24 protein-coding genes and 1 pseudogene are annotated in these 22,232 nt (G+C 62.3%); 10 read left to right on the top strand and 15 right to left on the bottom strand.

The window, feature by feature from the left end; translation table 11 throughout:
* Positions 1–14 precede the first annotated feature (14 nt).
* Positions 15–980, bottom strand: coding sequence for a helix-turn-helix transcriptional regulator (locus AC3WQS_RS17625; RefSeq protein WP_269577810.1), 966 nt, complete (start codon positions 978–980; stop codon positions 15–17).
* Between the two features lie 110 nt (positions 981–1,090).
* Between AC3WQS_RS17625 and AC3WQS_RS17620 the strand changes: the two genes are divergently transcribed.
* Positions 1,091–2,032 (top strand): alpha/beta fold hydrolase, encoded by a 942-nt coding sequence (locus tag AC3WQS_RS17620; protein WP_047888019.1) that lies wholly within the window; start codon positions 1,091–1,093, stop codon positions 2,030–2,032.
* An 86-nt stretch (positions 2,033–2,118) separates the two neighbouring features.
* Here the strand turns inward: AC3WQS_RS17620 and AC3WQS_RS17615 are convergent.
* The 4 genes and pseudogenes from AC3WQS_RS17615 to AC3WQS_RS17600 form a co-directional block, all read right to left on the bottom strand.
* A pseudogene (locus AC3WQS_RS17615) lies at positions 2,119–2,401 on the bottom strand (ATP-binding protein); the annotation flags it as partial.
* A gap of 176 nt (positions 2,402–2,577) precedes the next feature.
* A complete protein-coding gene (locus AC3WQS_RS17610) occupies positions 2,578–2,850 on the bottom strand; it encodes a hypothetical protein (RefSeq protein WP_223257792.1) in 273 nt (90 codons plus the stop codon).
* Between the two features lie 319 nt (positions 2,851–3,169).
* Positions 3,170–3,628: a DUF5994 family protein gene (locus AC3WQS_RS17605; protein WP_003941615.1), complete on the bottom strand. Its 459-nt coding sequence runs from the start codon at positions 3,626–3,628 to the stop codon at positions 3,170–3,172.
* Between the two features lie 96 nt (positions 3,629–3,724).
* Positions 3,725–4,033, bottom strand: coding sequence for a PNPOx family protein (locus tag AC3WQS_RS17600; RefSeq protein WP_019748929.1), 309 nt, complete (start codon positions 4,031–4,033; stop codon positions 3,725–3,727).
* A 183-nt stretch (positions 4,034–4,216) separates the two neighbouring features.
* Between AC3WQS_RS17600 and AC3WQS_RS17595 the strand changes: the two genes are divergently transcribed.
* The 5 genes from AC3WQS_RS17595 to AC3WQS_RS17575 all read left to right on the top strand — a co-directional run bounded on the left by AC3WQS_RS17595 (position 4,217) and on the right by AC3WQS_RS17575 (position 7,605).
* Entirely contained in the window at positions 4,217–5,404 is a 1,188-nt protein-coding gene (locus tag AC3WQS_RS17595) for an inorganic phosphate transporter (protein ID WP_047887988.1), read from the top strand.
* Between the two features lie 14 nt (positions 5,405–5,418).
* The gene (locus AC3WQS_RS17590; protein WP_021344617.1) at positions 5,419–5,700 is read left to right on the top strand and encodes a hypothetical protein; all 282 of its coding nucleotides are present in this window, start codon (positions 5,419–5,421) and stop codon (positions 5,698–5,700) included.
* Positions 5,701–5,734: 34 nt separating this feature from the next.
* A complete protein-coding gene (locus tag AC3WQS_RS17585; RefSeq protein ID WP_020908123.1) occupies positions 5,735–6,061 on the top strand; it encodes a DUF3349 domain-containing protein in 327 nt (108 codons plus the stop codon).
* An 11-nt stretch (positions 6,062–6,072) separates the two neighbouring features.
* The gene (locus tag AC3WQS_RS17580; protein WP_019748932.1) at positions 6,073–6,411 is read left to right on the top strand and encodes a DUF3349 domain-containing protein; all 339 of its coding nucleotides are present in this window, start codon (positions 6,073–6,075) and stop codon (positions 6,409–6,411) included.
* A 150-nt stretch (positions 6,412–6,561) separates the two neighbouring features.
* Entirely contained in the window at positions 6,562–7,605 is a 1,044-nt protein-coding gene (locus tag AC3WQS_RS17575) for an alpha/beta hydrolase (RefSeq protein WP_019748933.1), read from the top strand.
* A 72-nt stretch (positions 7,606–7,677) separates the two neighbouring features.
* Here the strand turns inward: AC3WQS_RS17575 and AC3WQS_RS17570 are convergent, their stop codons facing one another.
* Positions 7,678–8,070 carry a VOC family protein gene (locus tag AC3WQS_RS17570; RefSeq protein WP_019748934.1) on the bottom strand — a complete coding sequence of 131 codons (393 nt, stop codon included), beginning with the start codon at positions 8,068–8,070 and terminating at the stop codon, positions 7,678–7,680.
* A 56-nt stretch (positions 8,071–8,126) separates the two neighbouring features.
* Here AC3WQS_RS17570 and AC3WQS_RS17565 point away from each other — a divergent pair, with 56 nt between their 5' ends.
* Complete coding sequence (locus AC3WQS_RS17565; protein ID WP_492711473.1) at positions 8,127–8,906, top strand: helix-turn-helix domain-containing protein; 780 nt, start codon at positions 8,127–8,129, stop codon at positions 8,904–8,906.
* A 2-nt stretch (positions 8,907–8,908) separates the two neighbouring features.
* Complete coding sequence (locus AC3WQS_RS17560) at positions 8,909–9,259, top strand: inorganic pyrophosphatase (RefSeq protein ID WP_047887987.1); 351 nt, start codon at positions 8,909–8,911, stop codon at positions 9,257–9,259.
* Here AC3WQS_RS17560 and AC3WQS_RS17555 read toward each other — a convergent pair.
* From AC3WQS_RS17555 to AC3WQS_RS17545, 3 genes are read right to left on the bottom strand one after another with little or no spacing between them, the layout of a single operon-like run.
* Positions 9,252–10,361, bottom strand: a complete 1,110-nt coding sequence (locus tag AC3WQS_RS17555) for an LLM class flavin-dependent oxidoreductase (RefSeq protein ID WP_492711475.1) — start codon at positions 10,359–10,361, stop codon at positions 9,252–9,254. The genes AC3WQS_RS17560 and AC3WQS_RS17555 overlap by 8 nt on opposite strands.
* Positions 10,361–11,206 (bottom strand): hydroxyethylthiazole kinase, encoded by an 846-nt coding sequence (gene thiM, locus AC3WQS_RS17550; protein WP_092763398.1) that lies wholly within the window; start codon positions 11,204–11,206, stop codon positions 10,361–10,363. The genes AC3WQS_RS17555 and thiM overlap by 1 nt, the downstream gene beginning before the upstream one ends.
* Positions 11,207–11,249: 43 nt before the next feature.
* Positions 11,250–12,170: a sulfurtransferase gene (locus AC3WQS_RS17545; RefSeq protein ID WP_492711476.1), complete on the bottom strand. Its 921-nt coding sequence runs from the start codon at positions 12,168–12,170 to the stop codon at positions 11,250–11,252.
* Between the two features lie 128 nt (positions 12,171–12,298).
* Between AC3WQS_RS17545 and AC3WQS_RS17540 the strand changes: the two genes are divergently transcribed.
* Complete coding sequence (locus tag AC3WQS_RS17540; protein ID WP_020969908.1) at positions 12,299–12,985, top strand: GntR family transcriptional regulator; 687 nt, start codon at positions 12,299–12,301, stop codon at positions 12,983–12,985.
* A 48-nt stretch (positions 12,986–13,033) separates the two neighbouring features.
* On the opposite strand, the gene AC3WQS_RS17535 is transcribed toward AC3WQS_RS17540, so the two are convergent.
* From AC3WQS_RS17535 to AC3WQS_RS17520, 4 genes are all read right to left on the bottom strand, one after another.
* Positions 13,034–13,555, bottom strand: a complete 522-nt coding sequence (locus tag AC3WQS_RS17535) for a hypothetical protein (protein ID WP_070797528.1) — start codon at positions 13,553–13,555, stop codon at positions 13,034–13,036.
* Positions 13,556–13,573: 18 nt separating this feature from the next.
* Positions 13,574–14,605, bottom strand: a complete 1,032-nt coding sequence (locus tag AC3WQS_RS17530) for a cupin domain-containing protein (protein ID WP_492711478.1) — start codon at positions 14,603–14,605, stop codon at positions 13,574–13,576.
* 43 nt (positions 14,606–14,648) lie between these two features.
* The gene (locus AC3WQS_RS17525; RefSeq protein ID WP_019748943.1) at positions 14,649–15,470 is read right to left on the bottom strand and encodes an alpha/beta fold hydrolase; all 822 of its coding nucleotides are present in this window, start codon (positions 15,468–15,470) and stop codon (positions 14,649–14,651) included.
* Between the two features lie 189 nt (positions 15,471–15,659).
* Complete coding sequence (locus AC3WQS_RS17520; protein ID WP_020908136.1) at positions 15,660–16,787, bottom strand: NDMA-dependent alcohol dehydrogenase; 1,128 nt, start codon at positions 16,785–16,787, stop codon at positions 15,660–15,662.
* A gap of 166 nt (positions 16,788–16,953) precedes the next feature.
* On the opposite strand from AC3WQS_RS17520, the gene AC3WQS_RS17515 reads away from it, so the two are divergent.
* Positions 16,954–17,814 (top strand): spermidine synthase, encoded by an 861-nt coding sequence (locus AC3WQS_RS17515; protein ID WP_492711538.1) that lies wholly within the window; start codon positions 16,954–16,956, stop codon positions 17,812–17,814.
* 9 nt (positions 17,815–17,823) lie between these two features.
* Here AC3WQS_RS17515 and AC3WQS_RS17510 read toward each other — a convergent pair whose 3' ends face one another.
* The gene (locus tag AC3WQS_RS17510; RefSeq protein WP_019748946.1) at positions 17,824–20,838 is read right to left on the bottom strand and encodes a bifunctional [glutamine synthetase] adenylyltransferase/[glutamine synthetase]-adenylyl-L-tyrosine phosphorylase; all 3,015 of its coding nucleotides are present in this window, start codon (positions 20,836–20,838) and stop codon (positions 17,824–17,826) included.
* The gene (locus AC3WQS_RS17505) at positions 20,835–22,175 is read right to left on the bottom strand and encodes a glutamine synthetase family protein (protein WP_003941637.1); all 1,341 of its coding nucleotides are present in this window, start codon (positions 22,173–22,175) and stop codon (positions 20,835–20,837) included. Before AC3WQS_RS17505 ends, AC3WQS_RS17510 begins: the two co-directional genes overlap by 4 nt.
* Positions 22,176–22,232: the final 57 nt, after the last annotated feature.

Below are 22,232 nucleotides of genomic sequence, written 5' to 3'. Positions count from 1 at the left end.
TCCTCTTCTGACTGTCATGGTGGCGAGACCCTGAGGTGAAGGGCGAGCCGACTGACGGTGTCGGCAAGCTCGGTTGGTTCGATGACGACCACTGGGGCGGTGAGCGCAATGCGCGCAACCGTCATGGCGAGCCTGCCGAGATCTTCGCTGCGGATCTCGACAAGGCAGCGGTCCGCTGCCACCTCGATCGGTGTGTGGTCAATCCATCTGAGTACGCCCTCGAGGTCGGCGAACGTAGCTTCGATGGCGAGTTTTGCATCGTGGTGACGGGGTGGCGAGCCGACTGATCTCGCGACGAAGGCTGCCGCGTCACCGCCCGGGATCTCGCGTGGCGTGAAATGACTGCCTGCCAGCCAGGGCTCCGAGAGCCGGTCCAGTCGAAATGTTCGCCAATCCGCACGATGGTGGTCCCATGCTACGAGGTACCAAAGACGTCCCGCCGTGACAAGGCGGTGCGGCTCGACGAGCCGTCTGCTGCTCGCGCCGTCACCTCGCCGGTAGTCGAAACGAACGTGCTCGTGGTCGCGACATGCCGCAGCGAGCACACTGAGTGCTTCGGGGTCGACGATGTCGTCATCTGCCCGCCGCATGGAACTGACGCTCGAATGCAGTGCCGACACACGTCGGCGTAGTCGATGGGGCAGGAGTGCTTCGATCTTGGTCAGCGCGCGCAGCGATGTTTCTTCGATGCCTCCGATGGCGGCCTCGGCGGCGTAGCGCAGTCCGACGGCTACCGCCACGGACTCGTCATCGTCGAGGATCAGGGGCGGCACGTGTGCCCCCGTTGCAAGTCGGTAGCCCCCGTACTTTCCGGACGTGGAATCGACCGGATAACCGAGGTCGCGTAGGCGATCGATGTCGCGGCGCACCGTCCGCTGCGTGACATCGAGTCGTGCGGCAAGTTCGGCACAGTGCCAGAAGCGATGGGTCTGAAGGAGCGAGAGCAATTGCAGTGCTCGGCCTGTGGGATCGTTCCGCATTTCTTCAGATTGCCAGCGATCTAGGACTTTATGTGTCCACGATGCTCCCTAACGTCGGAGCAACCGGTCGATCCAGACACGAGATCGGTACTCAACTCAAAGGAGCATCCGTGAATCCATCCGACTTCCCCAGGCCCGTCCTCATCCAAGTCAACGGCGTGGAACTCGAAGTCTTCGAAGCAGGGCGACACAATGCCGGGAAACCCATCGTGTTGTGTCACGGATGGCCAGAGCACGCCTATTCCTGGCGACACCAGGTGCCCGCCCTTGTCGAGGCGGGCTACCACGTCATCGTCCCGAACCAACGCGGCTACGGCAATTCATCACGCCCGACCGAAGTGACGGACTATGACATTGAACATTTGGCGGGTGATCTCATCGCACTTCTCGATCACTACGGCTACGACGATGCCACCTTTGTCGGTCACGATTGGGGTGCCTTTGTCGTGTGGGGCCTTACCCTGTTGCACCCGGACCGGGTAAACAAAGTGATCAACCTGAGCCTGCCCTACCAGGATCGCGGAGAGCAGCCCTGGATTGAGTTCATGGAAGCCGTGCTCGGCGGTGATTTCTACTTCGTCCATTTCAATCGACTGCCGGGCGTCGCGGACGCGGTGTTCGAAGACAACACCTTCCGGTTCCTCCGCAACCTGTACCGGAAGAACGAACCCCTCAGGGAGCCTCAGCCGGGTATGGCGCTGATCGATCTCGCCAGAGCAGAGACACCACTCGGTGAGCCTCTGATGAGCGATAGCGAATTGGCCGTTTTCGTCTCCGCCTTCGAATCGACAGGATTCACGGGCAGTGTGAACTGGTACAGGAACCTTGACCGCAACTGGCATTTGCTGGCGGAGGTGGACCCGATTATCCAACAGCCCGCACTCATGATCTACGGCAACCGTGACGCGATCGTGAGGGCTGAGAACCTGACAGAGTTCGTGCCCAATGTGGAAGTAGTCAATCTCGACTGCGGTCACTGGATCCAGCAAGAAAGACCCGAAGAGACCAACCAAGCGATCTTGAACTGGCTGGAGCGGCAGGATGCCACATAGTTTCAAGGCTAGGTGCGGGTCTCAGTGAAAATGTCAGTCTCATTCAAGTCCGATAGGGGGCGTGATCCGGACCCACCTTGTGTGTATCAAGCGGATTGCTGAGCTCGGATGTGGACGAGTCGGTAAGAGTCGGTGGCGGTTTCGATGATGTTGCCGCCGCAAGGTGAGCCGATCCACGATGGCGGCGCAAAGTCGTGGTTCGGTGAACGTTGTCGTCCAGCCGGAGAACGACGCGTTGGAGGCGATGGCGACGGAGTTCTTTTCCTCCCGTTCGGTCAACACCTGAAAAAGCAGCTCGGCGCCTCGTTTGTCGAGTTCCATGTAACCGAGTTCGTCGATGCCGAGCAGATCCACTCGGCCGTAGCGGGCGGTCCCGACCACCCACTGCCAGTTGGCCCAGGCCCAACCAGTTCCGGCATGGCCTGGATGGACGTTGTCGCCTGCTGCATCGACAAGAGCCTCTCGCCACATTTCAAATCGCCTCGGATCCAACAAGTTACCGGGCTCCGGAAGCGCGTCTACCTCTCCGACTCCACTTTCGCGAGTTAACGAGAGCGTCGGAAAACAAGCCATGCACTCAACCCGGCGATGGGCACAAGCCAAATCCCGAAAAAGAAGGCGACTGCTCGCCACACACCGATTCGCCCGGACACGGAAACCACATCGGCCGTTCCGACAAGGCACAGGGAAATCCATATCAAGGCGAGAATGAATCCGCCGCCGTACAGAAGAACGAACGCCCCGAATCCGTCCATGCAGTCCATTCCACTGTCGGCGCAGTCCTGAAGCCCCGCCGCACCGAGTAGAGAAATGTTCACAGTGGCGATGCTACGGACCAGGGCGTCCCGAACTTCCGAACGACCCGGCGGATTCGGCGATGCGAACCCCGCTCAGCCCGAACAAAGTAGAAGCCCCACCCCCGTGGGGAGGGCGGGGCTTCATTCGATCCGGCGCTCACGCACAGTGGGAGGGTGGTGGACATGCCGGACCGACGACACGGCAGGGAGTCAAGCTGCCGCGCCCAAGCGCTGACCTGAAGGAATGCGCCTGAGATTGTGGTTACGAGAACCATCAAACCAGACAAACTGGACGCATGTTCAGGAATCGAAAGATTCGACCCCGCACGTCAGAAAGATCTCACTGCACCCGATAGGTTTCGCTACGGCCAGGATCAACCAACCGCCGCATGATCTCGTACGCACGGTCCGGATCCGTGTACGGCGGAATCATCATCAGAACGAGTTGACGACCATAGATGTCGTCGAGATACATCAAATCGTGAGGCTGGCCAGGGTACGGACCCCGCACTTCCAGTCCGTCGACCTCGTCGATACGACGCTGCGCGCTGCTGATCGTGTTCCAGTCGAACGCAACCCGCGCGATCGGCCCCAACCTCAGCGAAAGTGCGGATATCAGATCGTGAAGCTCCGCCGTGACGTTGGTGGTCCATGGGAACCATGCGCCGTCTACCGATGCCTTGACGGCGCCTTGACCACGAAGCAGGAACCGCGGAGTCCGCGTCGGCGACGGGAAAGGTTGCCCGACATGGCGCTGCGGCGCTTCCATTGCATAGTCGAGAGTGCTGATGTGCGCCATGACGAGGCTCCTTAACGGAGGATTCGTGGAACCGTCAGGCAGAGGCGCCCGGTCGTGGGTTCCATACTTTCAGGCTACTCCGCTGCGCAATCCCGACTACGCATCGACGGAAATGATCACGCCGGTGTCGCCATACGGGAACGGACCATTACCGATGTGACCGAGGGTGTTGAAGAATTTCGAAATAGGCACCATCACACCGTATTTCGCGTTCACTTTGCTGCGGATCTCGTCGAATTCAGGTCCGCCGCTCACCAAGTGAGCGGTCCCGGCAACCAGCAAAGAGCCGTCGGCAACCTTTCCGTGGTTGTTGCACGGCACGACGGTGACGCGTGGGTTGTTCCGCAGCCGCTTGGCCTTACCCGATTTCGAGGAAGTCCAGAACCCGATACGTCCGTCCGGCAATTGGCGTATGCCTCCACAAACTCCACGACCATGCACACGAATGAACTTTCTATGCCTCGCGCGTTTCGAAACGGACAATTATCCGGACGAAGATGAACAACAGGTGCCGAGTGATGGAAATGTCGCGGAACGACCACGTCTCAGGTCGATTTGTGGCCCGCAGGTGTTGGAACATGACTTCTCGTGAATGCGGAACTCATCGTTCTCCTCGTCGTCGTCGTAACCGCTCTGGGGTTCGACTTCACCAACGGTTTTCATGACACTGGCAACGCTATGGCCACGTCGATTGCAACCGGCGCCCTCAAGCCCAAGGTGGCAGTCGCTCTGTCTGCTTCCTTGAACCTGGTCGGAGCTTTCCTCTCGGTAGAGGTTGCTGCCACCGTGGCCAAGGGCGTGGTGAACCTCGGAAATGTGGGTGGCCAAGCGCTGCTCACCATCGTCTTCGCCGGCCTTGTCGGCGGCATCATCTGGAACCTGGCAACGTGGTTGCTCGGCATCCCCTCGAGTTCCTCACACGCACTGTTCGGCGGCCTGATCGGCGCCGCCATCGCGTCCCTCGGAATGAGCGGTGTCGCCTGGAGCGGCGTGCTCAGCAAGGTTGTCATCCCCGCAGTTCTCGCTCCCGTCGTAGCCGGCTTGGTTGCAGCGGCCGGAACCTGGCTCATCTACCGCATCACCTCCAACGTCGGTGAGGAAACCAAGGACAAGGGTTTCCGACTCGGCCAGATCGGTTCGGCTTCACTCGTTTCCCTCGCCCACGGCACCAACGACGCTCAGAAGACAATGGGCGTCATCTTCCTCGCCTTGGTCGCCCATGGAACCATCTCCGCCGACGCGGACATGCCGTTCTGGGTCAAGCTCACCTGCGCACTCGCGATCGCTGCCGGAACCTACCTCGGCGGGTGGCGAGTCATCCGCACACTCGGCAAGGGCCTGGTCGAGATCGCCGCGCCGCAGGGCATGGCGGCCGAAGCATCTTCTGCTGCCATCATTCTCACCTCCAGCCACCTCGGTCTTCCACTCTCGACCACCCATGTGGCGACGGGTTCCATCATGGGAACCGGTCTGGGACGCAAGGGCGCCGAGGTTCGTTGGGGCGTCGCCGGACGCATGGCGGTCGCCTGGTTGATCACTCTCCCGTCCGCTGCGATCGTCGGCGCTCTGTGCTGGGGACTGGCCAACACCGTCGGCGGCCTGCCCGGTGTCCTGGTCGTCTTCGCTGTGCTCATCGCATTGGCCGGTTGGATGTATCTGCGCTCCCGCAAGGAGCCCATCGATCCGAGCAACGTCAACGCCGAGTGGGACGGCGGCCTGGTGCCTGCAGAGGTCCCCGGTCCGGACGCCCGCGTCACCACCGACGTCAAAGCCTGAAAGAGGGAATCGACATGGATATCTTGGAAAACACCGTCGACTCGCTCTGGCAGGTCGTGCTTGTCGGCCTCCTGCTTGGCGCCGGACTTCCGGCGATCTTCGCAATCGGCCTGAAGTCCCTCGACGCCGGGCAACGTGGCAGTGGCGGCGGGAGCACTGCCGTCGCGGCTCGCAGTCCGTTGGCCGTGGCAGGCGCAGTGGTGTGCTTCGCGGTAGTGCTCATCGCAATCGTCACCGGAATCCTCTTCATCATGCAGGGCTTCCTCAGCCACACATTCGGCATCGAGATCTTCTGATCCCGTGCGCCCTCACGAGCGGAAAGACATCACCGTGACTGCACCGACTCCATCCCTTCCTCAATCCATTCTGGAATGGCTTCGCGCCGGCTACCCCGAAGGCATACCGCCCAAGGACCGCATTCCGCTGGTCGCATTGCTACGACGCAAGCTCTCGGACGCGCAAATTCGAGACATTGCCATCGGCGCTGCACTCGCAGAACTGAGCGACGTCAACAGCGACCAGGTGATCTCTAGCGACGAGATCAGCGCTCAGATCGCCGATCTCACGAGCCAGACTCCCTCGGACGAGGACATCGCGCGCGTTGCCTCCGTCCTGGCCGCCGCCGGGTGGCCCCTCGCTGATCTCGACAACGACTGAAGCTCGATTCGTTGAGTCTTCCACCACTTCTGGCTTCGATACTCGGCTGGCTCCGTGCCGGGTATCCGAACGGCGTGCCGGAGCAGGACTACGTCCCTTTGATGGCACTGCTCCGGCGACAGCTGTCCGACGACGAGATCGCCGTTCTTGCCGACGATCTCGTCGCCGACTTTCCGGTTCCGGTCGATCCGATCGACTTTCCCGGTTCGGTCGATCCGATCGACATCGGCGTCCTCATCACCAAGGTCACCGACGATATTCCGCACGAATCGGACGTCGCCCGGGTACGTGAACACCTGATTCGTGGAGGGTGGCAAATCGACGCGCAACCTCCGGTCGACGACGCATGACGGCACTACCTGAATCAGACCAGTTTGATAACGAAACGGTAACGGAGCCGTCGACGTCAATACAGACCACTTAGTGTCATCAGGAATTCCGTGCCTCGGGGGGCTCGGTCGGATTTCGGTGTGCAAGCACCTTTGGGGCGGGAGTAATACATGCACGAGGCTCACACAGATTTGGCGAAGAACCCAGATATTTCGAACCCGGATATTTCGAGAAACCGCATTTCGAAACGAATCAAGCGTCGGATCCTCGGCCTCGCCGCGACAGCACTCGCACTCCCCCTGACCGCAGGCCTGATCAGCGGATCAGTAGCGACCGCAGCGCCCGCGCGCACCGCCCCGGCCGGTGGATACGAGGAAGTGTTCGTCGACTCCTCGATGGGGCCGATCAAGGTTCAGATCCAGTGGGCTTCGCGCGGCGGCAACGCGGCGCTCTATCTTCTCGACGGTCTACGAGCACGCGACGACCGAAACGCATGGAGTTTCGAGACCAACGCTCTCGAGCAGTATCGCGGCGACAACGTCACACTGGTCATGCCGGTCGGCGGGCAGTCCAGCTTTTACTCCGACTGGTATGCGAACAGCAATTTGAATCGCCAGCCGGTCACGTACAAATGGGAAACCTTCCTCACCCAGGAACTTCCCGCCTATCTGGAATCGCGCGGCGTCTCCCGAACCAACAACGGTGTGCTCGGATTGTCCATGGGTGGCAGCGCGGCACTGACGCTCGCCGCCTATCACCGCGATCAGTTCAAGTTCGCCGGATCGCTCTCGGGATACCTCAACATCTCAGCTCCAGGCATGCGTGAAGCAATCCGCGTGGCCATGGTCAGCGCAGGGTCCTTCAATGTCGATGCCATGTGGGGACCGCCATGGAACCCCGCTTGGCTCCGCAACGACCCCTTCGTGTTTGCACCCGAGCTGGCTGGGCTCTCTCTGTACATCTCCGCCGCGAGCGGCCTACCCGGGCAGTTCGATCAACCGCGTCGTCCCGTCGACTTCGTGAATACCGGTAGCGCCATCGGCCTCGAAGCCCTTGCCCTGATGAACTCACGGGCATTCCAGCTGCGCATGAACTCCCTGGGAATTCCGGCAACGTACAGCTTCCCGGCCAACGGCACTCACTCGTGGCCGTACTGGGGCGCGGAACTGTGGAAGGCCCGAGGCCAGATCCTCGACACCCTCAACGCTTGGTGAACTGACAACGACTCGATCACCGACAATCGCAGGCCCCGACCGAATTTCGGTCGGGGCCTGCGTCGTTCGAAATCAGAGCGCGGCAAAGAGATCCACGGTATTGCCGTCGGGATCGAGAAGAACGGCGTAACGCTGGCCCCACACGGCATCAAATGGCTCTTTGTGTCCGGGGAAGTCGGCTGTGATGCGCTGATACGCCTCGTCGACTGCAGCGGGTGTCCCGAAATCGAAGGCCAAAGCGACGGGGTGTCGACCTTCCCCGACAACGAAGTCAGGATCGAAGCTCGCGATGGTGGACAGCGCGTCCCAGGCCAGCCGAAGCCCACTGTCGAAAGTGAACTCCACGTGTGGAGCGTCAGCGGGTGTTTCCGGAATGTCGAGCCCGAGGGTTCGGTAGAACGCGAGGGAACGCGCGAGATCGTTGGTGACGATTCCGACGAGATCGAGTCTCGGAGAGACGGACACGGTATTTCTCCTGTTTCGGGTCGAGAAGTGATCGGCGAGTGTGTGACGATGATCTGATGACCGGCACTGACACCCTCGCTCTTGACGGTAGTCGGACGGTAGCGTCGAGTCTTGAACAAAACGGCCACACCTATGTCGAGACTCGGATCACCGGTTCGGCCGGCCTCTTCAGTTGCGCGTGGAAAAGCACTACTGACCCCCATGCGCCCACGGAGGCAAAGCGGATTCTTCCCGATCTCTGCGCAGACTTCATCGTCGACAGCACCGGAAAGTCGTGGCTCGTCGGACCCGCAACCGGTGCCGATCTGGTTTCGGTCGCCGCCGGTACAACCATGTGGGGCATCCGGATCAATCCGCCGGCTCTGCGGAGCCTGCTCGGCACAGCGGCCGACGCGGTGCAGGATTCGAAGATCGCCTTCGACGACATCCTCACTTCCAGACAAGCGCGGGTACTTGCCGACGCCCTTAGCCACGAGGCAGTCGACGCTCACCTACTGGGCCAGTTGTGGCGCGGACTGGAACCCGACCACGGAATCGAGCGTGGTTACTCCGCGCTCATCTCCTCCCCTTCGCCTCCGATACGAGAGATCGCCGCAGACCTCGGTGTTTCCGAACGTCATTTTCGACGCTCGATCACGTCGTCGATCGGGCTGTCCCCCAAAATGATTCAGAAAGTGCAACGTATCCAGGACGTGTTGACTCTCAGCCGCGATGCAAATCTCACGCTGTCGTCGCTGGCCGGTCGCGCCGGCTACGCCGACCAAGCCCACCTCGCGCGCGATACGCGAGCGCTGACAGGCCTGACACCGACTCAGCTACTGCGCGAGCACCGATAACGATGAGCGAAGACCTGTTCTCCGCCCTCGATCACCTGACTGCCACGTCAACTGTCGTGATCGATCGCCCCCGAGGGTCGGCACACCCGCGTTACCCCGCTGCGATTTATCCGCTCGATTACGGCTATCTCGACGGGACCGTCAGCGCGGACGGCGACGGGATCGATCTGTTCCGAGGCTCTGCCGTCGGCAACGGCGTTGTTGCCATGGCCGTTATTGCCGACATCGACAAGAAGGACGTGGAAGTCAAGATCCTTCTCGACTGCACTGCCGATGAAATCGGCACTGCCGCAGCATTTCTCCGCGACACTTTGGGTCTCGGTACCACTGTCTTGCGGCGCGAAGTCAGCTGAGTTCGTCGAATCGCGGAACAAGATGCTCCGCAACCCACTTCGCTTCCTCGATCAGCGGCCAACCTGCCAGGATCAGTGCAGTCAAACCGGTTCGGCCGCGAAGCGTGCGTACCGAGTCCGTGATCGAATCGGGATCGCCGACGTAGTACACCGCCGATGACCCGGTGCCGAAGATGTCGAGAGGCGACCACGCTGTGATACCCGCGTACAGCCCGTCACCGACGTACAACTCCTCCGGTTCCGGAAGTCGGCCGGAAGCAATCTTGTCGGCCCAGCCCTGTCGCTGTGCGTCGCGAGCGGTGAAAGTCTTGAGGTCTTGCTTCCCCTGAGTACGACGACGCACTGCGTTGTCCAAGACATGAGCGATCTGCTCGACGCCCGTCTTCTCGAACAACGAACGGAACCGGTCGTGCGCCTGCGCCTTGGTGGGGCGAACGATCACCCCGGTCAGCGCACCGAAGTCGGTGAACTCGCGCCCGGCTGCCTCCGCCGCCGCCCGTGCGGCAGAGAATTTGTCTTCGATGAACGAAGTCTCGCGCAACATCGCCAGATAGGTGTCGAGCACCTTGCCTGAATTCGCCAGGCCTGCAGGCGAATCACCGGTACCCCACAGCGGAACCTGATGCCCAGCGGGCGCATCGATACGCAGTGGTGTGTTGGGAAAGTTCGACTCCGTGCCTTCGGCGTAGATGCGGCGGAAGTCCGCCCAGTACTGCTCCCCCAACTCGTAACGCTCGTCGTGGGGCACGTTCATGTCGTACTTGGTCAGGATGTTTTCGCGTCCGTTGACCGAGTTGATCAACAGTCGGCCACCGCTGAAGGCGTCGAAAGTCAATGCCTTCTCCGCCAGCAGTCGCGCCGGCGTCATGTTCGCGTAGACGGCGACAAGGAACTTCATGCGCGTGGTGTGCGCTGCCGCCCACGTCGCCGAAATGAACGGATCGTTCGGCCAGGTGGCAACAAGCGCACCTTCGAATCCGCCGTCGTCGATGGTCTTCGCGAGCTCGATCTGCCTGGCCCCGTCCACGGGGAACAGCCCACCGGGGCTCCACGGGTAGTCCCCGTCGGCCTGGGCGAGATACCAAAATGTCTTGACGCCCATCAGTTCTGCACTCCGGCCGGCAGGTCGAACGATTCGATTCGGGCACGTGAGCGGATGGTGTCCGCATTCACGGTGTAGAGCGCGTCGAGGTACGCGACCGCGAAAGAACCAGGACCTGAGGCATTTTCCTCGGCGATCTCCGATGCCACGGCAACATGCGTATGCGCGGCAACCAATCCGTCCAGCGCGGTCGGCGTAACGGCGAGGTAGGCAGCGACCAGGCCTCCCAGAGAGCAACCGGTACTGGTCACGCGCGGCAACAGAGCGCTGCCACCGGAGACTCGGATGCCCCGAACGTCGCCGCCACGATCGCGGCCGACGATGTAGTCGACCGGGCCTGATGCCGACACGGCATCCGCATGCTTCAGAAGTGACAGAGCGGCGGGCACTGCGTCGGCGGAGTCGGAGGCACTGTCGACGCCGCGGGTGTCACCGCCGAGTCCGGCCAGAGCGATGATCTCCGATGCGTTCCCGCGGATGGCGCTGGGGTGAAAGCGCAGCAGATCCACAGCGATACCGCTCCGCCAGGGCAGTCCGCCGACACCGACTGGATCCAAAACCCATGGCGTACCGGCAGTTCGGGCCGCTTCTGCGGCAATCAGGAAGGCTTCGGCTGTCCCGTCGTCCGGCGTTCCGAGGTTGACGAGCACTCCCCCGGCAACGGCAGCGAACCCACCCGCTTCATGAACGTTGTCGATGTGAGCGTTGCTTGCGCCGGCAGCGAGCAGAACATTGGTCAAGAAGTTCGCCGAAACGATGTTCGTCAGCGACTGGACGAGCGGTACCTGATCGCGGAGTGCGTCGATCGCCGACGCGACGGTTTCGACAGAGACAGTGTCAGACATGAGAATTCCTTCAGGACGTGAGGTATTTGGGGACTGCGGCGATTCAGGACCGCGGACATCGCACATCCGGATTCGCGCCACCGGGCTCACTGCCGACAACCATCGGCAAAACCGGATCTGCAGTCCATTCCTCCAACGAACCGTCGTAGACTTTGACGTCCGCGTGGCCGCTGCGGATCAGCGCAAGTGCGGTCAAACACGCCGAAACTCCACCACCGCAATAGATCACGACAGGGCCGGTGGCGGTTGGTAGAACGTCGGCAGATTTCGACAATACTTCCTCAACCGGAAGCATCCGGGAGTCGGAGCCGAGAAGACTCTTCGCGGACAGATTCACGCTTGACGGAATGTGCCCGCGTCGCGAGTATCGCGTCTTCTCGGTTCCCTCGTACTGCTCAGGCGCGAGAGCGCACACCAGCGTTCCGGCTTCGCCTCCGCTGGACAGCGACGCAACGCGAGGTAAATCGACCCACAGACCCAGATCCGTCACGCTCCAACGCGTCGACGCCGACGTGTGGATTACGTCGTCACCGCTCGCGAGCGCGAAGCCGCGTCGAGTCCATTCGGCGAGGCCACCGTCGAGAACTCTTGCTTCGATGCCGGCGTTGCGAAACACCCACCAGAGCCGTGATGCCCAGGTGGTCGATCCCTGGTCGTAGATCACGATTGTCGCGCCCGGCTCGATACCACTGGATTGGAGATCGGAAACCAACTGCTCCGTTGACGGGCGTGTGAAATGCAGCGCCGCTTCCCTTTCGGAGAAGACGTCCATGAGGTCGACATGTCGCGAACCCTGGATGTGCGAGGAGACCCAGCCGCCGTACCCGGATTCCGGGCGGTAGTCGCCGTCAAATCGCGCGGGAGGAAAATGAACCGTCGCGTCGAGCACGGCGACGCCTCCCTCACGCAGCATCGCGTCGAGTTCAACGGCACTCACCAGCGGCGACGCGGTCTCTCCAGCCACTTCGGACCCTCTCCCTCGGAAACGAACAAGCACGAACCTAAATGAGTACTAGCGTATACGCAAGTACTCACTCGTCGTCGATGGCATAATCGAACGCGCTCTACTTGCATGCACAGGAATGGGGACACATGGATCTCGACGCCGATACGAGCACCACCGATCTGCTGGTGCCGGAGGCTGCGCTCGGCCGGTCCGATCAGACCTCGCGGCAGTACCTGCGCCTGCGAGCCGACATCCTGGCAGGCAAGTTCCCCCAGGGCGCTCCGCTGCACGAGACTCAATTGTGCGAATCGTACGGCGCATCCCGCACCCCGATCCGGGAAGCACTCAACTGGCTCGCACACGACGGACTACTCGAACGAGCCGCTCGCGGTTTTCGTGTCCGTTCCGGCACACCCGAGGACGTCATCGAGATCTACGCGGCGCGGGTAGCTCTCGAATCGGAAGCGGCAGGCGCCGCGGCACTACGCCACAGCGATCTCGACCTTGCTCGCCTGGACGGATTACACGAGTTCTGCTGCACTGCAACCGAAGGCACCGAGGTGCGTTCCGGGAACTTCAAGTTTCATGAGGCCCTCTGGCAGGCCGCCCACAATTCCACGATCACCTCACTGCTGATCCGCCTCACCACCCAATTGCGAATCTACGACAGCGGCCCGCCGTCGAACTACGGCGAACCGGACCTGCTCAATTCGGAACATCAAGAGATCCTGAACGCGATCCGCGCCAGGGACGAATCGTCCGCGCGTGGCCACATGCGCAACCATCTCGAGCGCAGTCGCGACCAGCGGATAAGGATGTTCGCCAGCCGCTGACTCCAGACAGCCCAGAGTTCTGCACACCGACGCCTATGCCGCCGTCAGTCAGGCGGGGAGCGTGCCGATCTCGACGTCGTACACGCTCTCGGCCGGGCTCGACATCACTCGGTCCGCCATCTCCTGCTTGAGCACTGTCAGGCGTGACTCGTCTTCGGCTGTCCGGTCAGTCTTGCGGGAGAGAGTGATCAACTCGTCGACGACAAATCCCTCCCGAACAGTCAGCGTGGCGCTCGCGCCGCGATAGCCGACCCGAAAGACATACAGTGCGAGCGTATTTCCTCGTTCAGGCCGGGCCAGGGAACTGTCGACGGTGTACCGCCCTTCGGTCACTGCGCGCGTGACCAACTCGAACGCGTCGCGCACTCCTGGTCCGCCGTGTGCGGTGGTGACGACCAACTCGCGACGCTCGACGGAGCCTTCCCCGCCGAGCACACCGAGTGCGCGCTCGAGGACTTTGTAGGCATGCGCCACCCCTCCCGGCGCCTGCGGCCCGTGATAGTGCAGAGCATCTTCGTACGTGAAGTCGAGCGTCGTACCGTGATCGGTCACGATCAGCGAGTCAGTCATGATGGGCGTCCTTGCCGGTCAGTGCTGGCGGTCGATCGGATTGTTGCGCGAGACAATGAGCGGATCGACCGGCGTGAAAGGAAATTGCGGCAGATCGCGTTCCGGAACACCGAACGAGGCCGAGAGAACGCCGCGCGAGAACGCGGAAGCCGTTGCACGGTAGCCTATGTCGCCCGGCGTCGGCTGGTCGAAGAAGATGAGGAAGTTGATGTCCTCGTCACCTAGAACCTCGATGTGATGGGGGTAGGCACGCGGAACGAAATACACCTGACCGGACTCCAGTAGGTAGGTGTCGAGCGAACCGTCCGGATCGAGGACCGTCATCCGCCCGTGACCACGATGCACGTATCCCATTTCGGCAGTGACGGGATGCCAGTGTGGCTCACGCATTCCACTCTCGCGAATAGTCAACGAGTACATCGAAAGATCCTCCAGCGCCGCCCAATACTGCTTGCGTGCCACTTTCGCCTGTCCGTACGGGTATGCGAGGGGCGCGATCTGGCCGTCGAGATCGAAGAGATGCGCGTTGGGAAAGCCGGCGGTATCGGGAACGACGGCGGCGCCGTCCCGCCGAACTATCTGGGACGCATCGGCCCTACCGAAGACGTCGAAGGCTGACGCGGCGAGGTCGTAGGTATTGCCGAGCACCGCGTTCGACATTGCGCTGACGCTACTCTGCAACGAAAAGTGCTGCGGGATTGAAGTACGCAGGGCAGCGATGATCTCCGCCTCCTCCTCTCCGACATTCTCGATGTGATAAATCGCGCCGGATTCGACGTGATACATCTGCCCCGTTCGCACCACGAAACTGGCGAACTCGTCGGCATTGCCCAACATCGAGACGAGCACGGTTCCGCTGGTGACGTAGGCGATCTGGTTCGCGTTGACGTTCCATTGTGGTTCGCGGATCGCACCGGGGCCGAGAACAATTCGTTTGATCGACAGACCGGACAGGATCGGCAACGAACTCGTGTCGAGTTGCGAGATCGATCCGAGTTCGTTCTCGAAGACACTGGGACCATCGCGCAGCGAGGCAACGTGTGTGGACATGGCCTTTGATCCGTTCGACTCTTATCCTTCCGAATCGCTGACGTCAGTCCTCGATGAAGGCAAGAATGTCCCGGTCCAGGGTCTGCTGATACGAGCCGTAAATTCCGTGCGGTGCGCCCGGATACACCTTCAGCGTGCCCTTCTTCACCAGCTTGATCGCCTTCTCCGCCGCTGCGCCGATCGGCACGATCTGATCGTCGTCGCCCTGAGCGATGAGGAACGGAACGTCGATGGCTTCGAGATCGGAGGTCTGATCCGTCTCCGAGAATGCCTTGACGCAGTCGTAGGCCGCGGCGAGGTTGACCAACATCCCCTGTCGCCAGAAGTCGTCCTTCGCCCCTTGCGAGACGTCGGCCCCTTCGCGGTTCGCGCCGTAGAAGCTCTCGCTGAGGTCCTTGTAGAACTGCGATCGATCTCGCAGAACTCCCTCACGAATGCCGTCGAACACCTCGATCGGTGTGCCTTCGGGGTTGCCGTCCGACTTGACCATGATCGGCGGAACGGCGCCGGCGGTGATCACCTTGTCCACGCGCCCCTTGCCGTGCTGCGCCGCGTAGCGGACCACTTCCCCGCCGCCGGTCGAATGGCCCACCACGATCAGGTCTTTCAGGTCGAGCGTGTCGATCAGCTCAGCCAGGTCCTTGGCATATGTATCCATGTCGTTGCCGGTGTACGTCTTCGACGAGCGACCGTGCCCTCGACGATCGTGCGCGATGGTCCGGTATCCGGCGTCGGCAAACAGCTTCATCTCGACCTGCCACGCGTCAGAACTCAGCGGCCACCCGTGGCTGAGGACGATCGGCCGGCCGACCCCGTGCTCGGTGTAGTAGATCTCGGTTCCGTCGGAAGTGGTGATGTAGGGCATGTTCTGCTCTTCTCTGTCGAGTCGTGGACTGAGGTCCGGACACGGTGCCCGGTTTCCTCACTCTGCGAGTGCCCACAACGGGGGCAGTCGACTCATCGATCGACAGAAATCTGCATGGGGGCAGAAAACTCCGGCCCGACACCACGAAGTGTGGTGTCGGGCCGGACCCTTCAGTCAGAGGGGGAACGATCAGTAATCGTCCTCCGTGTAGACGATCATTCCGCGCAGGTTCTTTCCCTCGAGCATGTCGGCGTAACCCTCGTTGATCTCCTCGAGCTTGTAGGTCTTGGTCACCAACTCGTCGAGTTTGAGTGCGCCGCTTCGGTAGTGATCGAGCAACTTGGGAATCTGGGACCGTGGTCCTACCCCGCCGAAGATGGCTCCCTGCAAACGCTTCTGTAGAAGGGTCAGCTCGAAGAGGCTGAGCGTCACCTGCGAATCCGCGTAGTGCCCCATTCCGACGACCACGACCTGCCCGCCCTTGCCCGTCGCGCTGAGCGCGGGCTGAATGATGTCGCCGTGAATCTCGCCCACGGTGATCACGGTGACGTCGGCCATCTTGCCCCAGGTGATCTCGCCGATCACCGGTAGCGCTTCCTCGAGGGAGGCAAACGTGTGTGTGGCGCCGAATTCCTTTGCCTTGTCGCGCTTGAACTCGACGGGATCGATCGCGATCACAAATCGTGCTCCGGCTGACGCCGCACCCTGCACCGAGTTGATTCCGACGCCGCCGACGCCGACGACCACCACCGTGTCACCGACCTTGGCTCCACCGATCGCGGTGGCCGATCCCCAACCGGTGGCAACACCGCAGCCGAGCAAGGCCGCCTTGTCGAGCGGGATGTCCTTCTCGATCTTGATCACCGACGCCTCGTTGACGGTCACGTACGGCGAAAATGTTCCGAGCAGGCACATCTGGATGACCGGCTCGTCGTTGAGGGTGACGCGGTACGTCTTGTCGGAGATCGCCTGCCCGGTCAACAGGCCGGCTCCCTCGTCGCAGATGTTCTGCAGACCCTTCGCGCAAGACGGACAACGTCCGCACGCCGGGATGAAGGCGAGAACCACGTGGTCGCCTTCTTCGACGCTCGCGACACCCGGGCCGACCTTCGTCACCACTCCGGCGCCTTCGTGCCCGCCCAAGGCCGGGTAGAAGGGCAGCGGGCTGGCGCCCGTACGCAAATGTTCGTCCGAATGGCACAGCCCCGATGCGGCGAGTCGGACCTGTACCTCACCCGAGACCGGGTCCCCCAGCTCGACCTCTTCGATCTCCCATGCCTGACCTGGCGCCTTGACTACCGCTGCCTTGACCTTCACCTGCACTCCTCGAAATTCTTCGTGATGCACGGACGACGAAAGAACGCGCCGGCATTTGTGTCGCCGATCACACTCCACCTACGAGTGTGCCTGAAACTACTCGAGAATACCGCCGGTCCGTGCGCCTTTTTGGTACTCGGCGTTACCGGAAACGCGCACGGCTAGTATCAACACAGTGGCCAAGGGAACTCGCAAGACAAGAACTCGCAGCGGTACTCCCGAGCGAGGCGAGTCCGGTCCCGTCGCCGGTACTTTTCCGATCGATACCGGGACGTGCGAACTTGTCCGCGACCAGTACTCCGACGACAGCTGGATCATCCAGATCAACGGAGTGCCCAGTTCCCACGTGAACGTCGCAGATCCGACGGTGCTCGATTTCGAGTACATGCGGTGGATCGCGCATCTGGTCGATTCCGAACGTGACAAGACCGAGCGTCTGCGGGTTCTGCATCTCGGCGGCGGAGCCTGCTCAATGGCCAGGTACTTCGCCGCCACCTACCCCGACGCGCGTCAGGTGGTTGTCGAAATCGACGGCGCCCTGGCCGAACTGGTGCGCGATTGGTTCGACCTACCGCGCGCACCGCTGCTGCGCTTTCGTGTAGGTGAAGCCCGCGCCGTCACCGAAACTCTCACCGAGTCCACCCGAGACGTCGTGATTCGAGATGTCTTTGCCGGCAACACAACTCCGACTCCGCTGACAACAGCGCAATTCACCACCCACGTACGACGCGTGCTGGCACCGGGCGGTATCTACATCGTCAACTGCGGCGACACCCCGGATCTTCAGGGCGCGCGCAGTGAAGCCGCAACGATCGGTGCGCAGTTCGAACACATGGCGATCATCGCCGATCCCGCGATGCTCAAGGGCCGTCGCTACGGCAACATGATCATCGCGGGCAGCGACGTACCGATCGGCGGGCAACCCGCGCTCGCGCGCGAGCTACTCGGCGGCGGCGTTCCCGCCCACGTGTGGCAGGACGCCGAAGTCCGCAAGTTCGCCGCGAACGCGCCGGTTCGGCAGGACTGAGCGAAAACGCTACTCCCCGCCGAAGACCCTCTCCACCACAGCTTTTGCCCGTCGTGTGATGCGCAGGTAGTTGTCGAGGAACTCCCCTGCGTCGTCGCCGTATCCAGCGACCTGCGCCACCGCCGCGAGAACACGGCCCGGGCCGGGAAGCTGATCCGTCGGCTTGCCCCGCACAAGAACGAGGCAGTTGCGTGCCTTCGTCGCGGTGATCCAGGCGTCACGCAGCAGTTCGACGTCGCCTTCGCTGAGCAGTTCCGCGGCGCCGATGGCGTCGAGAGTCTCGAGCGTCGATGTGTTGTGCAGCGACTCGATCTTGTCCGCGTGGCGCAGCTGCAGCAATTGCACAGTCCACTCGATGTCGGCCAAGCCACCGCGACCCAGTTTGGTGTGCGTCGCCGGATCGGCTCCGCGAGGAAGCCTTTCGGAATCGACGCGCGCCTTGATGCGCCGGATCTCGCGCACCGCCGCGTCACTGACGCCGCCTTCGGGGTAGCGCGTCTTGTCGATCATGTGCAGGAACCGCAGTCCCAGTTCAGGATCACCGGCAACCGGGTGCGCACGAAGCAGCGCTTGAATCTCCCACGCCTGAGCCCACTTCGCGTAGTACGCGTCGTACGACTCGAGCGTGCGAACCATCGGTCCGTTACGACCTTCCGGACGCAATCCGGTGTCGACTTCGAGCGGAGGATCCGTGCTCGGTGCCCCGAGAAGCTTGCGCACCTTGTCGGCAATGCTGTTGGCCCACTTGACCGCAACGGTCTCGTCGACGCCCTCGCGGGGTTCGCACACGAACAGCACGTCCGCATCGGATCCATAGCCGAGTTCGCCGCCGCCGAGTCGGCCCATGCCGATGACGGAGAAACTGGCCGGCGCCTCGGTCCCGAGTTCGGTGACGCTGGCCTTGATCACCGCGGAGAGCGATGCATTGAGCACCGCGGCCCACACCGAGGACAGCGCCTTGCAGACGGCGGGAACATCGAGCATGCCGAGGATGTCGGCCGACGCGATGCGCGCAAGTTCGTGTCGCCGCAGCGAGCGGGCCGCGGCAACAGCACGATTGGGATCACTGTGTCGGCCGGAGGCGGTGAGTATTCCGCGAGCGACGTCCTCGGGCTTCGGCTCGACAAGGCGCGGTCCACTCGGCGAATCCGCGAACAAGCGAATCACGTCGGGAGCCTTGATGAGCAGGTCCGGTAGGTACGCCGACGAGCCCAGCACGGTCATCAGACGCTCGGCCACCGCAGCCTCGTCGCGGAGCAGGCGCAGGAACCACGTCTGGTCGACGAGCGCGTCCGAGAGCCTGCGGTAAGCGAGCAGACCTGCATCGGGATCCGGTGTGTCCGCGAGTGATTCGAGCAGAGTCGGCAACAGGAGCGCTTGAATGCGACCCTTGCGTGAAGCGCCACTCGTCAGTGCAGTCAGATGCCCGAGAGCATGCTCGGGTGCCGTGTAACCCAGAGCGGCCAACTGCCGAACCGCGGCTTCTGGTCCCAGGACCAGTGCTTCCTTGTCCATCCGCGCCACCGATTCGAGAAGCGGGCGGTAGAACAACTTGGCGTGCAGGCGGCGAATCCGATGCGAATTCCGCTTGATCTCGGCGCGCAGGACGCCCAGGGAATCCAGCCGACCGTCTGGCCGCATGTGCGCGGCGCGGGCCAGCCAACGCAGCGCTTCCTCGTCGTCCGGCGGCGGCAGGGTGTGTGTGCGCTTGAGCTTCTGCAACTGCAGACGGTGCTCGAGCAGGCGCAGGAATTCGTACGACGCAGTCAGGTTGGCGGCGTCGTCGCGGCCGACGTATCCACCCGCCGCCAATGCGGTCAGTGCATCGACCGTGCTCTGGACATGCAACGAACTGTCGGCGCGCCCGTGCACCAATTGCAGGAGTTGGACGGCAAATTCGACGTCGCGCAAACTTCCGCGGCCGAGTTTGAGTTCACGCTCACGCAGTTCGGGGGGAACCATTTCCTCGACGCGTCGACGCATGGCCTGGACTTCGGGGACGAAGTCCTCGCGCTCGGAGGCGATCCACACCATCGGGCTCATCGCCTCGGAGTACTGGCGACCGAGCTCCATGTCGCCGGTCATCGGACGAGCCTTGAGCAGTGCCTGGAACTCCCAGGTCTTGGCCCAGCGCTTGTAGTACGTGATGTGGGATTCGAGGGAGCGAACCAGTTCTCCGCGCTTGCCTTCGGGGCGCAGCGCAGCATCGACCTCGAAGAATGCGGAAGTACCGATACGCATCATCTCGCCGGCAACGCGGCTGGCCGTCGCATCGGCCGGTTCGGCGACGAACACGACGTCGACGTCGGAGACGTAGTTCAGCTCGCGCGCACCACATTTGCCCATGGCGATCACGGCGAGCCGGATCGGACAACTGCCCTCGGGGCACACCGTTGCGATAGCCACCGCCAGTGCGGCGGTCAGGGCAGCGTCCGCGAGATCGGAAAGCTGGTGACCCACAGTCTGATACGGCACTACTGGTTCGTTCTCGACGGTCGCCGCAAGATCAGCCGCAGCCAGCAGCATCAGCTGGTCCTTGTAGCTCTTACGCAGAGCAACAACAGCTTCCGGCCCGGTCAGGGTGGCGCGGTAGGTCAGCGAGCCTTCGGTAGCGCCCTCGTCGAGGGTGGCGCCCACGGCCTCGAGCAACGCTGCGGTGGCCTCGTCCTTGGTCGGCAGAGCGGTTCCGTCGAGCAGTTTCCAGCCGATCGGATCCGCGGCCAGGTGATCGCCGAAGGCCGACGACGCACCCACGAGTGCGAACAAGCGGCCTCGCAGGCTTTTGTCCTTGCGCAATGCCTGATCGAGTTCGCGCCACCCGTCGTCGAGCCCGTCCTTGATCCGTACAAGGGTGCGCAGAGCGAGGTCGGCATTCGCGGCACGCGAAAGCGACCACAAGAGTTCGATGCTCTCGGCGTCGACCCAACCGAGCTGACGCAACTCGTCGGCAGCGGTGGGCTCGACCAGCCCGAGTCGACCCGGTCCTGGAACTGCTGATCTCGCAGCGGGCGGTTTCACCGTCACAGACCGAGGTAGGTCTTGAGCTCGAACGGCGTCACGTGGCTGCGGTATTCCTCCCACTCACGACGCTTGTTGCGCAGGAAGAAATCGAAGACGTGTTCGCCGAGTGCTTCGGCCACCAGTTCCGACTTCTCCATCTCGCGCAGAGCGCTGTCCAAGTTGCTCGGCAGTTCCTTGTAACCCATGGCGCGGCGCTCGGCGGAGGTCAACGACCACACGTCGTCTTCTGCCTCGGGCGGCAAGGTGTAGCCCTTCTCGATGCCGCGAAGACCGGCAGCAAGCAGGACCGCAAAAGTCAGGTACGGGTTGCAGGCCGAGTCTGGGCTTCGGATCTCGACGCGGCGCGAGGACGCCTTGTTGGGCGTGTACATCGGGACGCGAATGAGAGCCGATCGGTTGGACGGGCCCCACGACGCAGCAGTGGGTGCCTCTCCCCCGTGGACGAGTCGCTTGTACGAGTTGACCCACTGGTTCGTGACCGCACTGATCTCGTTGGCGTGCTCGAGGATGCCGGCGATGAACGCCTTGCCGGTCTCGGAGAGCTGCATCGGATCGTCAGGATTGTGGAAGGCGTTCGTGTCGCCCTCGAACAGGCTCATGTGGGTGTGCATCGCGGAGCCGGCCTGATCACTGAACGGCTTGGGCATGAAGCTCGCCCGGACGCCTTCACCGATCGCGACCTCCTTCACGACGTATCGGAACGTCATGACGTTGTCGGCCATCGAGAGTGCGTCGGCGTAGCGCAGATCGATCTCCTGCTGACCCGGCGCGGCCTCGTGGTGGCTGAACTCGACCGAGATGCCCATCGACTCGAGTGCGTCGATGGCGTGGCGGCGGAAATTCGGAGCCGAATCGTGCACGGCCTGGTCGAAGTATCCGCCCGAGTCGGCCGGGATCGGCGGAGTGCCGTCGATCGGGCCGTTCTCCAGAAGGAAGAACTCGATTTCCGGGTGGACGTAGCAGCTGAAGCCCAAGTCGCTGGCCTTGCTCAACTGGCGACGCAGTACGTGGCGCGGATCGGCCCACGACGGCGAACCGTCGGGCATCGTGATGTCGCAGAACATGCGCGCAGAATGTTGCGCACCGTCCTTGTGGGCCCACGGCAGGATCTGGAATGTCGAGGCGTCGGGCCGAGCGACGGTGTCGGCTTCGGAGACTCGTGAGAATCCCTCGATGGCGGAACCGTCGAATCCGATTCCTTCCTCGAAGGCGCCTTCGAGTTCGGCGGGGGCGATCGCCACCGATTTGAGGTACCCGAGAACATCGGTGAACCACAAGCGGACAAACCGAATGTCGCGCTCTTCCAGGGTACGAAGCACGAATTCTTTTTGGCGATCCATGCACGCGAGACTAAGCAAGCCACGTTAAATCTGTGTTACATCAGTGGTCCCGGTCAA

This window comes from Rhodococcus sp. FW305-130 (assembly GCF_058788335.1).
This window is presented reverse-complemented; position numbering and strand designations above follow the sequence as displayed.

Excerpts from the sequence above, each read along its gene's own strand:
- AC3WQS_RS17625 (WP_269577810.1), bottom strand. The coding sequence starts at position 980 with ATGCGGAACGATCCCACAGGCCGAGCACTGCAATTGCTCTCGCTCCTT.
- AC3WQS_RS17605 (WP_003941615.1), bottom strand. The coding sequence starts at position 3,628 with ATGGCGCACATCAGCACTCTCGACTATGCAATGGAAGCGCCGCAGCGC.
- AC3WQS_RS17590 (WP_021344617.1), top strand. The coding sequence starts at position 5,419 with ATGGATATCTTGGAAAACACCGTCGACTCGCTCTGGCAGGTCGTGCTT.
- AC3WQS_RS17575 (WP_019748933.1), top strand. The coding sequence starts at position 6,562 with ATGCACGAGGCTCACACAGATTTGGCGAAGAACCCAGATATTTCGAAC.
- AC3WQS_RS17565 (WP_492711473.1), top strand. The coding sequence starts at position 8,127 with ATGACCGGCACTGACACCCTCGCTCTTGACGGTAGTCGGACGGTAGCG.
- AC3WQS_RS17560 (WP_047887987.1), top strand. The coding sequence starts at position 8,909 with ATGAGCGAAGACCTGTTCTCCGCCCTCGATCACCTGACTGCCACGTCA.
- AC3WQS_RS17555 (WP_492711475.1), bottom strand. The coding sequence starts at position 10,361 with ATGGGCGTCAAGACATTTTGGTATCTCGCCCAGGCCGACGGGGACTAC.
- thiM (WP_092763398.1), bottom strand. The coding sequence starts at position 11,206 with ATGTCTGACACTGTCTCTGTCGAAACCGTCGCGTCGGCGATCGACGCA.
- AC3WQS_RS17540 (WP_020969908.1), top strand. The coding sequence starts at position 12,299 with ATGGATCTCGACGCCGATACGAGCACCACCGATCTGCTGGTGCCGGAG.
- AC3WQS_RS17535 (WP_070797528.1), bottom strand. The coding sequence starts at position 13,555 with ATGACTGACTCGCTGATCGTGACCGATCACGGTACGACGCTCGACTTC.
- AC3WQS_RS17530 (WP_492711478.1), bottom strand. The coding sequence starts at position 14,605 with ATGTCCACACACGTTGCCTCGCTGCGCGATGGTCCCAGTGTCTTCGAG.
- AC3WQS_RS17525 (WP_019748943.1), bottom strand. The coding sequence starts at position 15,470 with ATGCCCTACATCACCACTTCCGACGGAACCGAGATCTACTACACCGAG.
- AC3WQS_RS17505 (WP_003941637.1), bottom strand. The coding sequence starts at position 22,175 with ATGGATCGCCAAAAAGAATTCGTGCTTCGTACCCTGGAAGAGCGCGAC.